This window comes from Promicromonospora iranensis (assembly GCF_028994775.1).
Taxonomy (GTDB): domain Bacteria; phylum Actinomycetota; class Actinomycetes; order Actinomycetales; family Cellulomonadaceae; genus Promicromonospora; species Promicromonospora iranensis_A.
The window spans coordinates 396,354-410,133 of the sequence record NZ_JAJQMN010000004.1; the positions used below are offsets into that span (position 1 = coordinate 396,354).

General features: G+C 73.1%; 13 protein-coding genes and 1 pseudogene. 4 read left to right on the plus strand and 10 right to left on the minus strand.

Annotated features, from left to right (window positions below; genetic code table 11):
- Positions 1-34 precede the first annotated feature (34 nt).
- From LUU90_RS09445 to LUU90_RS09475, 7 genes are all read right to left on the minus strand, one after another.
- Positions 35-826 carry an HAD family hydrolase gene (locus LUU90_RS09445; RefSeq protein WP_275003124.1) on the minus strand — a complete coding sequence of 264 codons (792 nt, stop codon included), beginning with the start codon at positions 824-826 and terminating at the stop codon, positions 35-37.
- Entirely contained in the window at positions 823-2,022 is a 1,200-nt protein-coding gene (locus LUU90_RS09450) for a CPBP family intramembrane glutamic endopeptidase (RefSeq protein WP_275003126.1), read from the minus strand. The genes LUU90_RS09445 and LUU90_RS09450 overlap by 4 nt, the downstream gene beginning before the upstream one ends.
- 56 nt (positions 2,023-2,078) lie before the next feature.
- Entirely contained in the window at positions 2,079-3,545 is a 1,467-nt protein-coding gene (gltX, locus tag LUU90_RS09455) for a glutamate--tRNA ligase (RefSeq protein WP_275003127.1), read from the minus strand.
- 10 nt (positions 3,546-3,555) lie between these two features.
- A complete protein-coding gene (locus tag LUU90_RS09460; protein ID WP_275003128.1) occupies positions 3,556-3,999 on the minus strand; it encodes a hypothetical protein in 444 nt (147 codons plus the stop codon).
- A 65-nt stretch (positions 4,000-4,064) separates the two neighbouring features.
- Entirely contained in the window at positions 4,065-4,655 is a 591-nt protein-coding gene (locus tag LUU90_RS09465; RefSeq protein ID WP_275003129.1) for an NUDIX hydrolase, read from the minus strand.
- 1 nt (position 4,656) lies between these two features.
- Complete coding sequence (locus tag LUU90_RS09470; RefSeq protein WP_275003130.1) at positions 4,657-5,439, minus strand: fumarylacetoacetate hydrolase family protein; 783 nt, start codon at positions 5,437-5,439, stop codon at positions 4,657-4,659.
- 34 nt (positions 5,440-5,473) lie between these two features.
- Positions 5,474-6,469, minus strand: a complete 996-nt coding sequence (locus LUU90_RS09475) for a class I SAM-dependent methyltransferase (RefSeq protein WP_275003131.1) — start codon at positions 6,467-6,469, stop codon at positions 5,474-5,476.
- 139 nt (positions 6,470-6,608) lie between these two features.
- Here LUU90_RS09475 and LUU90_RS09480 point away from each other — a divergent pair, with 139 nt between their 5' ends.
- The gene (locus LUU90_RS09480) at positions 6,609-7,913 is read left to right on the plus strand and encodes a heparan-alpha-glucosaminide N-acetyltransferase domain-containing protein (protein ID WP_275003132.1); all 1,305 of its coding nucleotides are present in this window, start codon (positions 6,609-6,611) and stop codon (positions 7,911-7,913) included.
- A gap of 225 nt (positions 7,914-8,138) precedes the next feature.
- On the opposite strand, the gene LUU90_RS09485 is transcribed toward LUU90_RS09480, so the two are convergent.
- Together LUU90_RS09485 and LUU90_RS09490 are read right to left on the minus strand one after the other, a co-directional pair.
- Positions 8,139-9,026 (minus strand): PhzF family phenazine biosynthesis protein, encoded by an 888-nt coding sequence (locus LUU90_RS09485; RefSeq protein WP_275003133.1) that lies wholly within the window; start codon positions 9,024-9,026, stop codon positions 8,139-8,141.
- A gap of 26 nt (positions 9,027-9,052) precedes the next feature.
- A complete protein-coding gene (locus tag LUU90_RS09490; RefSeq protein WP_275003134.1) occupies positions 9,053-10,018 on the minus strand; it encodes an aldo/keto reductase in 966 nt (321 codons plus the stop codon).
- A gap of 99 nt (positions 10,019-10,117) precedes the next feature.
- On the opposite strand from LUU90_RS09490, the gene LUU90_RS09495 reads away from it, so the two are divergent.
- Positions 10,118-11,236, plus strand: a complete 1,119-nt coding sequence (locus LUU90_RS09495) for a 3-methyladenine DNA glycosylase (protein WP_425596216.1) — start codon at positions 10,118-10,120, stop codon at positions 11,234-11,236.
- 50 nt (positions 11,237-11,286) lie between these two features.
- On the opposite strand, the pseudogene LUU90_RS26410 reads toward LUU90_RS09495, so the two are convergent.
- Positions 11,287-11,925, minus strand: a pseudogene (locus LUU90_RS26410) (CPBP family glutamic-type intramembrane protease); the annotation flags it as partial.
- Between the two features lie 221 nt (positions 11,926-12,146).
- On the opposite strand from LUU90_RS26410, the gene LUU90_RS09505 reads away from it, so the two are divergent.
- Together LUU90_RS09505 and LUU90_RS09510 are read left to right on the plus strand one after the other, a co-directional pair.
- On the plus strand, positions 12,147-12,782 hold the full coding sequence (locus tag LUU90_RS09505) for a lytic polysaccharide monooxygenase auxiliary activity family 9 protein (RefSeq protein ID WP_275003135.1): 636 nt from the start codon (positions 12,147-12,149) through the stop codon (positions 12,780-12,782).
- A gap of 291 nt (positions 12,783-13,073) precedes the next feature.
- On the plus strand, positions 13,074-13,700 hold the full coding sequence (locus LUU90_RS09510) for a lytic polysaccharide monooxygenase auxiliary activity family 9 protein (RefSeq protein WP_275003136.1): 627 nt from the start codon (positions 13,074-13,076) through the stop codon (positions 13,698-13,700).
- The last annotated feature ends 80 nt before the right edge of the window (positions 13,701-13,780 follow it).

Here is a 13,780-nt window from a genome sequence, read left to right on the forward strand (position 1 = left end):
CAAAAAACAGGCCGAATCCGCTGGGACAGCAGGCTCACCGCGCTGCCTGGCTCCCGCCGTATCCGAGCGCTGCGGGGAGCTCCGACAGCGTCGTGACCACCAGCACGCCGGCCGCGCGCAGGGCGTCCGGGTCCTGCACGTCACGCAGGCCGCCGTCGGGCGCAGGAGAGCCCGCGTAGCCCGGACCCCTCCGGTGCCCCACCCGGTCCAGCCAGACGCCCGTCAGGCCCGCCTGGTGAGCCGCCAGGGCGTCCACCGTGGGCTCGTCGCCCACGTACGCCGTGCGGGCCGGATCGGCGCCCAGCAGGCGGGCGCCCTCGAGGAACACCCGGTGGTCGGGCTTACCGAAGCCGAGCGTGTCGACACCGACCAGCACCGGCAGCTCGGCCAGCCCGGCGACCCGCAGCTTGTGCTCCTGCAGCCGGCTCGCGGCGTTCGTCACCACGCCCACCCGGAGGCCCGCCGCGACGACGACGTCGAGGGCGGCCCGGGCGTCGTCGTGCGCCGTCCACGACTTCTCGAAGGTGCCCCAGAACAGCGCGTCCCAGGCGACGAAGGACGACTCCGTGACGGGCGCGCCGCCGTACGTCTCGTGCAGCAGCGCCGCCCGGAGCCGGCGCTGCGTCACGTGGTCCATCTCACCGCGCGTGTAGCGGCTGTAGTAGCCGCCCGGATCGGTGCGCCAGTGCGACAGGATCTGCGGCTCGTGCGCGCGCGGGACGTGCGGCAGGTACTCGGCCCGCACGGCCGCGAGCGCCGCCGCGAAGGCGCCCTTGGTGTCGACGAGGGTGTCGTCGACGTCGAAAAGGATGCCGTCCACCGTCATGTGTTCTCTCCGTTCGCCGGGCCGTCTTCCGCCGCGCCGGGCGCCACCGGACCGGGTGCCGCAGCGCCGGGCGCCACCGGACCGGGCGCAAGAGGACCGGGCGCCGTGTAGGCAGGCGCCATGTAACCGGGGGCCATGTAGCCGGGGGCCACGGGCCCGGTCCGCATCGGCTCAGGCGGCACGGGGTCGGTCACCACCAGGTCCGGATCGCGCCGCCGGGCCCACCACAGCAGCACCGCTCCGGTGAGGATCGTGATGGCGATGCTCACCGCTCCGTCGAGGGGTGGCACCTCGGTGATCAGGAGCGATTCCGCCAGCTCGTCGTAGGCGATGGCGAGGCCGAACGCCAGCAGGTTGTTCGCCGCATGCATCGCGACGGCGATCTCCAGCCCGCCGGTACGCCAGACGAGCAGGCTGGCGAGCAGGCCGAACACCAGCCGGTCGGCGAACAGCCACGGGCTCTGCGCGCCGTGCGCCAGCGCGAACAGGAGTCCCGTCACGACGGCAGGGACGACGACGGCGAGCCACCGCCACCGCAACCAGCTGCCGATCCACTGCGACAGCCACCCGCGGAAGAAGTACTCCTCGCCCGCGGACTGCAGCGGCGTGGTCAGCAGGATCACGATCGAGAGGGCGATCCAGCCCGATGCCGGGGTGAGCGGCCACAGACCGGTCTCGTCGGCGCTCGGACCCGCGCCGGCGTCCTCGCCGCCGGCTGGGAAGCCGAGCTGCGTCAGGAGGATGTCCGCGCCCACGCTGAGCGTCACCAGGAGCAGCAGCGCGAGGCCCAGCCCGCCGAGCAGGAGGCGCCAGCGCACGCGCCCCAGCACCGACGACACCAGGCCCGCGCGACCGGCCTGCGCCCAGGTCGCCAGCAGCGCGAGCGGGATGCCGAGGGCGAGGCCGAGGTTGGTGATGAGCATGCCCGCCGGTGAAACGAGGAAGGCGTCCGACGCCGGGTCCGGCAGCTCCGCGCCCATCGACTCCGCGATGACGAAGGCGAGCACGCACAGCAGCAGCGCCCCGGTCAGCACGGCGAGGCCGGCGACCATCACCCCCAGCCCCAGCAGGGGGCGCCACCACCGGTGCTTCGGGCCGCGCAGGGCCTGCGGGTACTCGCGCGGGGCGAGAGTCGCCCCCGTCGAGGTCGGCGCTGTCGACTTCTGTACGGCGTCAGGTGTCATGGCGTCGGTCACGCCCGCCACCGTAGACCAGAACCCCGGACGGGAGCTGCCCGTCCGGGGCATTTTGCCTACTCCGTCGCGGCGCTCGCCTGCTCGGCCAGGCGGGTCAGCGCGGCGTCGATCCGGGTGAGCGTCCGCTCGCGTCCGAGCACCTCGAGCGACTCGAACAGCGGCAGGCCGATCCGGCGCCCGGTCACGGCCACACGGACCGGGGCCTGCGCCTTGCCCAGCTTCATGCCGTGGGTCTCCCCCACCGTCGTGACGGTGTCCTTGAGCGCCTCGGCCTCCCAGGCCACGTCGGCGAGCGCGGTGCGGACGTCGGCGAGGAGCTCGGCGGCGCCGGCCTTCATCGCCTTGTTCCACGAGTCCTCGTCGATGACCGGGGCGTCGAGGAACAGGAAGTCGACGTTGCTCGTGATCTCGGACAGCAGGGCCACCCGGGAGTGGGCGAGCGGCGCGACGGCGTCGAACACCTTGCTGTCGAACTGCTCCTCGCTCCAGGGGGCGCGGGGGGCGTGCAGCCAGGGCCCGCATGCCTCGGTGAACTCGGGCACGCTCAGCGCACGGATGTACTCGCCGTTGAACGCGGTGAGCTTCTTGATGTCGAAGAACGCCGACGAGGAGTTGATGTCCTCGACCCGGAACCGGCGCACCAGCTCGTCGAACGGGAGGATCTCCTCGTCGTTGCCGGGGGCCCAGCCGAGCAGCATCAGGTAGTTGACCATGGCCTCGGGCAGCACGCCCTCGTCGAGGTAGTCCTCCAGCGCGACCTTGTCGCGGCGCTTGGAGAGCTTCTGGCGCTTCTCGTTGACGATGACGGGCATGTGCGCCCACTGCGGCGGGGTGTGGCCGAGGGCCTCCCACAGCAGCTGCTGCTTGGGCGTGTTGGGCAGGTGCTCCTCGGCACGCATGACGAGGGTGATGTTCTCGTCGATGTCGTCCACGACGTTGGCCAGGAGGAAGACCGGCGAGCCGTTGCCACGCGCGATGACGAAGTCCTCGAGGTTCTTGTTCGGGAACGTGGGGTTGCCGCGGATCAGGTCGACCACCCGCGTCTCGCCGTCGTCGGGCGTGCGGAAGCGCAGCGCGCGGCCCTCGGCGTACTCCAGGCCGCGGTCGCGGCAGAAGCCGTCGTAGCCGGTCTGCTGGTTGCCGGTGCGCGCCATGACCGCGTCGCGGGTGCAGTCGCAGTAGTACGCCTTGCCCTCGGCGAAGAGGCGCTGGGCGGCGTCCTTCTGGATGCCCGCGTTCTCGGACTGGAAGTACGGCCCCTCGAACGCCGGGTCGTCCTTGGTGATCCCCAGGGCCTCCATGGCCGACAGGATCCCGTCCACCCACTCGGGCTGGTTCCGGGAGGCGTCCGTGTCCTCGATGCGCAGCACGAAGGTGCCGCCCTGCTGCTTCGCCACTGCCCAGTTGAACAGCGCGGAGCGGGCGCCGCCCACGTGGAACATGCCGGTCGGGGACGGTGCGAAGCGGACGCGGACGGGCGCGTTCGCCGCCGGGTCGGTCGAGGTGTCGGTTGCTGAAGTCACGGGCCCCAGCCTAGGCGGTGGGGCTGACGGCGGCGTCACGCGCGGCCCGGTTCCGCCGGTCACCGATCAGCAGGCCGACGGCGAACGTGAGCCAGGTGGGGATCTGCACCCCGGCGGCCGTCATGAGCAGGGACATGTTGAACCCTGGGTCGCCGGGCTGCATGGACATGGCGATGCCCGCGTAGATGATGCCCAGGACGACGACGACCAGGCCGAACGCCAGGCCGAGCGCGGCCCAGGCACTCCGGACACCCGCCAGGCGCAGCACGCCGACGGCGACCAGGACCACCGCGAGGACGACGGCCGCCGCCAGGAACGCCACCACGAGGGCGAGGCCGGTCTCCAGGAGCCCGAAGTCGCCGCTGCCGGCCAGGACGTAGGAGCCCAGGAACACCGCCGCGCCGACGACGAGCGCCACCGGGGCCAGGACGAGGAACCGCCGCACGATCTCCATGGCTCATGGTGGCTGGTCCGCGCCGGAATAGCCACGAAACGCCGCAGCGCGGGTCGCCTGCCCGGTCAGGTCGCGCTGCGGCCCGCTCGACGCACCGAGCGGGCCGCCAGGCCCACGGGCTCGGCCAGCTCGGGGTTCGGCAGTGCGCCGACGTCCCACCAGCGCAGGTCCAGGGACTCCGCCGAGATCACGGCCTCGGCGTCCGGGGCCGCCACGGCCACGAACCGCACGTCCAGGTGATGCACGGGGCGTGCGGCGTCGCCGGTGCCCGGCCGGCAGAACGGCACCACGTGCTCGTCCAGGTGCACCGGCACCGGGTCGAGCACGAGCCCCGGGATCCCCGACTCCTCACGCGCCTCCCGCTCGGCGGCGCCGGCCAGCGTGGCGTCTCCCGTCTCCAGGTGTCCGCCGAGCTGGAACCACCGCTTCGCCTTGTGGTGCAGGGTGAGCAGCACCCGCGCGCCGTCGTGCGACAGCACGACGGTCGACGCCGTGAGGTGGTCGGGTACGCAGGCCCGGAACACGCCGTCGTCGTGCGCCTCGAGGTGCCGCACGTACCGTGCCCTGAGCCGCTCCTGCTCCGGCGTCGGGCCGGTCCACGAGCGCAGCACCCGGGACGCGTCGTCGTGCAGCGACGCGTGGTGGTCCTCCGTCACCTCAGCGGCGCCGCATGACCGGGTTGGCCAGGACGCCGAGGCCCTCGACCTCGCACTCGACGCGGTCCCCGTGGTCGATGCGGCCGACGCCGGCCGGGGTGCCCGTGAGGATGACGTCACCCGGCAGCAGGGTCATGGCCTCCGAGATGTACGACACGAGGAACGGCACGTCGAACACCATGTCCCGGGTGCGGCCGTCCTGGCGCGGCTCGCCGTTGACGCGCGAGCGCACGCCGACGTCCTCCGGGTTCAGGTCGGTGTCGATCCAGGGGCCCAGCGGGCACGAGGTGTCGAACCCCTTGGCGCGGGCCCACTGCCCGTCGGTGCGCTGGGCGTCACGTGCCGTCACGTCGTTCGCGACCGTGTAGCCGAGGATGTACGACCGGGCGTTCTCCGGCGTGACGTCCTTGCACACCTTCGAGATCACGACGGCCAGCTCGGCCTCGTACGAGACCTCCTGCGTGAAGTCCGGCAGCACGATCGGGTCGTCCGGGCCGACCACCGACGTGTTCGGCTTGAAGAACAGCAGCGGGCTGGGCGGGACCTCGCCGCCCATCTCCTTGGCGTGGTCGACGTAGTTCTTGCCCACGCACACCACCTTGGAGCGCGGGATCACGGGGGCCAGCAGCCGGACGCCGTCGCCGAGCTCGACACGCTCGCCGGTCGGCATCGCCGGCATGTACAGGGGGTCTCCGCCCAGTACGGCGAGGAAGGTCTTGTCACCCTCCTGCTGCACGAGGGCGAAGCGGGGGTCGTCTCCGGTGGTGAATCTCGCTATACGCACGGGCCCAATCTACGTCCCCCGCGTCGTCTCGGGGTCAGGCGCGGGCCAGGACCTCGCCGTTGAGGACCGCGAACCAGCCGTCCGGAGCCGCCGCCCACTCGCGCCAGCCCTGGGCGAGCTGTTCGAGGGCCACGTCGTCCGCGAGCGCCGAGTCCTTGGCCTGGACCGCGAAGTTGGACTGGGTGCACCGCTCGGCCCACAGTCCGCCCCACCAGGTGCGGTCGTCGGGGGTCGCGTAGCACCAGACGCTCGCGCCGGGCTCGATGGTGGCGGGGTCGAACCCGGCGTCGCGCACCCAGGAGGCGAGCCGGCGGCCGGCGTCGGGCTCGAAGCCGTAGGTGTGCGTGACCTCGTGGTAGAGCATGTTCCACTCGGTGAGCTCCGCGGACTCGGGGTACCAGGCCATGGCCTCGTAGTCGGCGTCGCGCACGGCGACGAACCCGCCGGGCTTGGCGACGCGCTTCATCTCGCGCAGCGCGGCCACCGGGTCGGACAGGTGCTGGAGGAGCTGGTGCGCGAAGACGACGTCGAACGAGTCGTCCTCGAACGGCAGCTCGTAGGCGTTGGCGTGCTCGAAGCTGATGTTCCGGGTGCCGTGCGCGTCCGCGAGGCCGCGGGCGGACTCCAGCACGTCGTCGGACGCGTCCACGCCGACGACGCTGCCCTGCGTCAGCCGCTCGGCGAGGTCGACGGTGACGGTGCCGGGGCCGCAGCCGACGTCGAGCAGCGTCATGTCGGAGAGCAGGTGCGGCAGCAGGAACGCGGCGGAGTTGGCGGCCGTCCGCCGCCGGTGCGAGCGCAGCACGGACTCGTGGTGCCCGTGCGTGTACGACTCGGACTCCTTGGACAGGTCCTTCACCGCACCCGGGTTGTTCAGGCCCGACAGGCTGCTCGGGGCGTCGACCGCGTCGATGGGGTCGGTTCCTGCGGGCTGGCCCTGGTCTCGTGCCGTACCCCTGGGTGTCTCCCGGGACAGGTCGATGGGCGTGGTGCTGCGGGCCGTGTCGTGCTCGTTGGCGCTGCCGGTCATGGGCGCACTGTATGTGCGCCGTGCGGGGCGGCACATCTGCGTTCTCATCCTTCGGGACACTTGTCCAGCACTTCGGTCGGGAACGGGCCGACGGCGTGGCTCGCGCGCGGCGGCGTCGGCGACACGGAAGGATGCCCGCATGCCGACGCTCGCCCAGCCGTCCGACCGACCTGCCGCGCTCTCCGGCGGGGCCGATGGCGGCCAGGTCCGCAGGGTCCTCGGCCGGGTCGGCCGCAACCTGACGGGCGGGCCGGGCCGCGTCGTCGGGGCCGATCTCGCCCGGGGAATCGCCGTTCTCGGGATGTTCACGGCGCACGTGGGCATCACCTCCACGGACGTCGGCACGATCGAGGGCTGGCTGGGCCTGGCGCACGGGCGCTCGTCGATCCTGTTCGCGACGGTCGCCGGGCTCTCGCTCGCGCTGGTCACCGGCGGGACCGAGCCGTTCACGGGGGCGGCGATGCGCACCGCGCGGTCCCGGATCCTGGTCCGGGCGGTGCTGCTGCTGGCGCTGGCCGCGGTCCTCGACCTGTTCGGCACGCGTGTGCTGCTCATCCTCGGCTTCTACGCCGCGTACTTCGTGCTGGCCCTGCCCTTCCTGCGGCTGCCGCCCGCCCGGCTCGCCGCGACGGCGCTGGTCATCGCGGTGATCGGGCCGCTCCTCGTGTACTACGGGCCCGAGGCGCTGGTGCGGGCCGGGCTCCGCGCGCCGCACGACGGTTCCGGCGCCGCCACCGACTTCCTGCTCACCGGCCACTACCCGGCCCTGGTCTGGATGGCGTACGTGCTCGCGGGGCTCGCGGTGGGGCGTTGCGACCTGCGGTCGCCGACGCTCCACCTCGGCCTGGTCGCGGGCGGGTTCGCGCTGGCCACCGTCAGCTCGATCGGCTCGGCGATCCTGGTGGCCGACGCCGGGGGCGCGACCGCCATCGAGGGACAGATCGCCGTGACGACCGCCGAGAACATCGTGCCGCCGCCCACCTGGTCGGACCCCTGGCCGTCACCGGCGGGCCTGTACCTGGAGGGGCCGCACCACGACACGATGTTCGAGGCCCTGGGGTCCGGCGGGTTCGCGCTCGGGGTCCTCGGGCTGTGCCTGCTCGTCGGGTCCGTCGTCACCGGCGGCGCGGGTGGCCGTGGCGGGGCCGGACGGCTCGCGCAGGTCCTGCGGCGCGTGCTGCTGGTGGTCGTCACACCGCTGGCCGCGGTGGGCGCGCTGGCGCTCACCGTCTACTCGGTGCAGATCGTCACCATCTGGTGGTGGACCCGCACCCACTGGGACCTGCTCGACCCCGCGACCAACGAGCCCCTCGGCTGGATGGTGCTCATCACCCTGTCCGTCGCGACGCTCTGGCGCGCGCTGCTCGGCCGGGGCCCGCTGGAGCGGCTCTTCGCCCGGGTGGCGCGGAAGGCATTTCCGGCGCCGGACGGGCCAGCAGCCTAGGGCCGCTCCGACCATCCGCGGGCGGGGCGAGCACGCGCGTCCGGGAGGCCAGGAGGTGACACCACGTCTGCGGAGTGTGTTGCCCTGGGTAGACCGTGTCTACGGAGGGCAACACACCCCGCAGACGTGGTGTCACCTCGGGCCCTGCTCGAGCCGCACGCCGATCGCGCTCGGGCTCCAGGGCCTCCAGCCGCGCGGCCTCCCCGAGCTATCGTGCAAACGGTCCTAGAACGCCACCTGACCGACGATCGTCGTGCCGGTGGCGCCGCCCACCCACACCTCGCCGTCGGGGCCCTTCTCGACGTGCACCCGGCCCGTGCGTCCCAGGACCGTGCCCTGGGACGCGACGTACGACGACGGCAGCACGTCCCCCGCGAGCCACTGCCCGAGACCGGCGTTCAGGCTGCCGGTGACCGGGTCCTCCCCCACGCCGATGGACGGCACGAACGCCCGCACCTCGACCGCCGGCGCGTCGGCGCCCGGCCCTGCCGCACCGGCACCGGCACCAGCACGCCCGTACTCACCGACCACGCCGAGCTTCAGGTCCCCGACCGCCACCAGGTCGGGCTCCAGCGCGAGCACCGTGTCGGCGTCGCGCAGCTGGACCGCCACCCAGCCGGGGCCGTTGTCGACCCACGCCGAGCGGACGACGTCGGACGCCTCGATGCGCAGCGCCCGCACGATCTGCGCGAGGTCGGCGGCGTCGACCGGGCCCGAGCGCCGCAGCGGCGGGGCGGCGAACGCCAGGCGCTGCCCCTCCCCGACGGCGTCGCGCCGCAGCCGCACCAGGCCCACGCCGCACTCCTGGACCACGCCCTGCCCGCCCGGCTCGCCGCCCGCCTCCAGCCACGCGTGGGCGGTGCCGAGCGTCGGGTGGCCGGCGAACGGCAGCTCGCCGCCCGGCGTCCAGATCCGCACGCGGTAGTCGGCTCCGCCGGCGCGCCCTTCCTCGGTCGGAGCGAGGAGGAACGTCGTCTCGGAGAGGTTGGTCCACCGCGCGAAGGCGGCCATCTGGTCGTCGGTGAGGCCGTCGGCGTCATGCACGACGGCGACGGGGTTGCCGCCCGTCGGGACCGGGGAGAAGACGTCGACCTGGCGGAACGGAAGGCTCATGCGGCCCACGCTACCGACCCGACGGGTCAGGCCGGGAAGATCTCGTCCAGCTCGGCGAGGTCCTCCGCCGTCGGCGTCCAGGACCACGCCTTGGCGTTGGCACGCACCTGCTCGGGCCGCGTGGCGCCCGCGATCACCGAGGACACCTCGGGACGGGACAGCAGCCACGAGAACGCGACCACGGTCTCGGTGACGTCGCGCTCCCGGCAGAACGCGCCGAACCGGTCCAGCGCCTCCCACGGAGCCGTCTCCAGCAGGTGCTGCTTGGCGACCACGAGCCGGGAGCCGTCGGGCCGGGCGCCACCGGAGTACTTGCCCGTGAGCAGGCCGTTCGCCAGCGGGAAGTACGGCAGCACACCGATGCCGTATGCCCGCGCGGCGGGCAGCACCTCCCGCTCGATGCCGCGGGACAGCAGCGAGTACTCGTTCTGCGCGGAGACGAACCGGGTGCCGGTGCCCAGCGACCGCGCGACGTGCTCGGCGTCGGACACCTGCCAGCCCTGGAGGTTCGAGTGGCCCACGTAACGGACCTTGCCGGAGCGGACGAGGTCGTCGAGCGCGGCGAGCGTCTCGTCGACCGGGGTCGCGGGATCGGGCGTGTGCAGCTGGTAGAGGTCGATCCAGTCGGTGCCGAGCCGGCGCAGCGACGCCTCGGCGGCGCGCACGATGTAGCGGCGCGAGCCGCGCGCCCCGAAGTCGGTGCCGTTCGCACCACCCATGTCGAGGCCGAACTTGGTGGCGACGAGGACGTCGTCCCGGCGGCCCTTCAGCGCGGCACCGAGCAGCTCCTCGGAGAGCCCGGGCCGGGCGCCGTACCGGTCGGCGGTGTCGAAGAACGTCACGCCGGCGTCGATCGCCGCGTCGACCAGGGCGGTCGCGCCCTCCCCGGTCTCGGTGACGGTGCCGGTCCGGCCGAGGTTGTTGCACCCCAGGCCGATGACGGGGACGGACAGGCCGGAGCGCCCGAGGCGGCGCAGAGGAAGATCGGACATGTTGGCACCCTACGACGACGTCCCGCGGACGTGACTCCCGGGCCGGCGGGCGGCTCCGACGGCTCAGTTCGGCTCAGCCGGCCGCCTTACCCTGGACGGGTGACCGCAACCCTCGACAGTCCGACCGTGCCCGGTGCGCGCGACGGCGTCGCCTCCCCCGCCGGGGCGGCCGCGCTGCGCCCCGAGCAGTGGCGGCCCCTCGCGGACGCGCACGCCGAACGAGCGGACGCGCTGACCGCCGTCTGGCGCGAGGCGCGCGCCGCCGGCCGCAAGCACGCGATCGAGGACTTCCTCTTCACGTACTACCCCACCCGGCTCACGCACCTGCGGCGCTGGCACCCGGGCGCCGGCGTCACGCTCCTGCTGCCCGACGGCGGGGGCGCCACCGCCGAGGACACCACGCCCGACCCGGAGGACCGCCGCACGTGGCGGTGGCACGCGACCACCCGGAGCGAGGCCGGCGACGCACGCACCCGCGACACGGTCACGCTCGACACGGTCACGCTCGACACAGTCACGCTCGACCTCGACGCCTACCTCGCCGACCGCGGTGACACCGTGCGCTACGTGCGCGAGCTGCTGTCGGCAACGGCGTCGCGCCCCGGGACGTTCGGCTGCTTCGGGCTCCACGAGTGGGCGATGGTCTACCGCGACCGCGAGGCGGGACGCGACCAGCGGCACCCGCTGCCGCTCCGGCTGGGGCACGCGGGCACCGACTCCGTGGTCGAGGCGAACCCCGTGCGCTGCTCGCACTTCGACGCGTTCCGGTTCTTCACGCCGGAGGCCACGGGGCGCAACCAGCTGCAGCCCACCCGCGCCGCCCAGGTCGGCATGGAGCAGCCGGGCTGCCTGCACGCCAACATGGACCTGTACAAGTGGTGCCTCAAGCTCGGCCCGGCCGTTCCCGGCGACCTGGTGCTGGACGCGTTCGAGCTGGCCCGCGACATCCGCTGGACCGACATGGCCGCCTCGCCGTACGACGTGTCCGCGTACGGGGTCGACGCCGTCGAGATCGAGACGCCGCAGGGCAAGGCCGAGTACGTGCGACGGCAGCGTGAGTACGCCCAGCGCTCGAACGCTCTGCGCTACCGGCTGATCGAGGTCTGCGACGCGGTGCTCGGCACGGCGCCCGGCGTACCGCCCCGGACGACCAGCGCCGCGACCACCAGCGCCACCCAGCCGAGCACGGTCACAGTCCAGAACGGCACCGGGTCCTGAACCGACGCGTCGGCCAGCAGCTGCAGTGACGAGAGCGGCACGGCGTGGGCGAGCACGGCGGGCCAGACGGTGCCGCGCCGCTCGACCAGGGCGGCGAGGAGCGGCGCCCAGGCCGCGATGCCGAGGGTGGACGCGACGACCTGCTCGCCCGTCAGCACCCCCACCGACAGGTACGTCAGGTGCAGCGGCAGGTGCCAGACCATCCAGATCACGCCCACTAGCAGCGACGACCGCCAGAAGCCGAGCCGGCGCAGCGCCGTCTGGAGCTGGCCCCGCCACAGGACCTCCTCGCCGAAGGTCGAGAGCGCGAACAGGACGGTGCCCAGCACGATCATCGGCACCGCGGCCAGCAGCACACCGGCGGGCTTGAGCTCCGCACCCACCGCCACGCCCGCCAGCGCCGGGGCGACGAGCGCCGGCACCATCACCGCGAGCGCCAGCCCGTAGGAGGCGAACAGCTCGCGTGGCGACGCCGGCCGCAGCCGCCAGAGCCGGACCAGGTGCCCGCGCCCGAGCACCGCGAGGATCGCGACCAGGCTCGCGAGGGCCGGGACGTAGCGGCCGGCCAGGACGACGGCGGTCGGCACGTCCTGGTCGGTGAGCAGGAACGGGACGCACAGCGCGGTCATCAGGACGAACGCGGTGACCACGGCCACCACGGCGGCACGGGACTCGGAGCGGGAGGGCATGGTGCCCAGTCTTCTGCCGGCCCGGCGCCGTCAACATCGGGGACTTCCCTGTGCTGTCCCTGATCTCCCGCGCGGCCGGCGGACTAGGTAGCCGGCTGCCCTGTGTAGGTAGTTGCCCCAATTGTCGTGCGGCCGCTCGCTTCCTAGCGTCGATGACGTCGCACCCCAGCACACAGGAGTACCTCAGGAACTTTCCAACTTCACACACCGAGGTGAGCCCCATGAGAGTCACCGCACTGCGTACGCCCGTCGCCAGAGTCCTGCTCGGCGTTCTCGCCGTCCTGGCCCTGACCCTGACCGCGCTGGTCGCCGCCCCGAGATCCATGACACCGAGTGCCGAGGCCCACGGCTGGGTCGTGTCGCCGCCCAGCCGACAGGACCACTGCGCCAAGCGGACCGTGAGCTGGTCCTGCAACGGTGTCGAGTGGGAGCCGCAGAGCGTCGAGGCCCCGAAGGGGTCGATGCTCTGCTCCGGAGGCAGCCGGTTCACTACCCTCGACAACGGCTCGCTGGCCTGGCCGCGCACGAGCATCGGCAGCACGCACACGTTCCAGTGGACGCTGACCGCCTTCCACCGCACGGCCAGCTGGGAGTACTTCGTGGACGGCCGGCTCTTCAAGACGGTGAACGACAACGGCGCCACACCGCCCCCGACGGTCACCCACACGCTGTCGGGTCTGCCGAGCGGCAACCACACGATCCTCGCCCGGTGGAACGTGTACGACACGGCCATGGCGTTCTACGCCTGCATGGACGTGAACGTCCGCAGCGGTAGCTCGGGCGCGAGTGCCGGCACGACGGCGGTCGACACCGAGCCGCGGAGCCTCAGCGGCCGGCAGCTGGTGACGGCTCTCTGACGCGTCCGCGGAGAAGCCGCTGAGCACGGAGAACGAGGAACGGAGCAGCGCGAACGGCTGGTGCCCAACGGCGGGCGCCAGCCGTTCGCGCTGCCGCCCGCGGGTGACGGCGGCCTGCCGGACCGGCCGTCGAGGAGGAAATACGGGGATCCGCGTACGAATTCACCCTCATTGTCAGCAACGCGAACATTTCCTAGGTTCGGGGCACAGCAATTTCACCCGGTACGGCGGGTCCGCTCCACTGGGGCCGCCGACGCCGTCGGCCCGTAACCGCAGACGGAAGGCATCACCGTGAACCGTGCACGTTCCGCCACCTCCCTGACCCGACCCCTGCTCACCGCCCTCGCGGCCCTGGCGCTCGCCGCCGGGTTCCTCGTCGCCGCCCCGAGCGCCGTCCTGCCGCAGGCGCAGGCCCACGGTTGGATCACCAGCCCGCCGAGCCGCGCGGACCACTGCGCCACGGGCACCGTGAGCTTCGACTGCGGCAGTCTCCAGTACGAGCCGCAGAGCGTCGAGGCGCCCAAGGGTTCGACGCAGTGCTCGGGCGGCAGCGGCTTCACCGTCGTCGACGACGACTCGCTCCCCTGGCCGCGCACGACCGTCGGCAGCGACACGACCTTCCGCTGGCAGATCACGGCCCGGCACCGCACGGCCACCTGGGAGTACTTCGTGGACGGCCAGCTCGTCAAGACCGTGGACGACGGCGGCGCCCAGCCCGGCGCGACCGTCGAGCACACGCTGACCGGCCTTCCCGCCGGTGACCACACCATCCTGGCCCGCTGGAACATCGCCGACACCGTGAACGCCTTCTACCAGTGCGTCGACGTCACGGTGACGGGTGCGGCGGCGGCGCCGTCGCAGACCGCTGCCGACCTGGCGCCGGCCGTGCGCGTCGGGGCCGGGCCGAGCGCCGTCTGACCCGAGGGACCGCACCACCCGGAGGCCGAGTGCCCGACGCCGATGCGCGCCGGGCACTCGGCCTCCCGCGTGGCCGCCGA

Coding starts and splice junctions, on each gene's coding strand:
- LUU90_RS09445 (WP_275003124.1), bottom strand. CDS start 826: ATGACGGTGGACGGCATCCTTTTCGACGTCGACGACACCCTCGTCGAC.
- LUU90_RS09460 (WP_275003128.1), bottom strand. CDS start 3,999: ATGGAGATCGTGCGGCGGTTCCTCGTCCTGGCCCCGGTGGCGCTCGTC.
- LUU90_RS09475 (WP_275003131.1), bottom strand. CDS start 6,469: ATGACCGGCAGCGCCAACGAGCACGACACGGCCCGCAGCACCACGCCC.
- LUU90_RS09480 (WP_275003132.1), top strand. CDS start 6,609: ATGCCGACGCTCGCCCAGCCGTCCGACCGACCTGCCGCGCTCTCCGGC.
- LUU90_RS09485 (WP_275003133.1), bottom strand. CDS start 9,026: ATGAGCCTTCCGTTCCGCCAGGTCGACGTCTTCTCCCCGGTCCCGACG.
- LUU90_RS09490 (WP_275003134.1), bottom strand. CDS start 10,018: ATGTCCGATCTTCCTCTGCGCCGCCTCGGGCGCTCCGGCCTGTCCGTC.
- LUU90_RS09505 (WP_275003135.1), top strand. CDS start 12,147: ATGAGAGTCACCGCACTGCGTACGCCCGTCGCCAGAGTCCTGCTCGGC.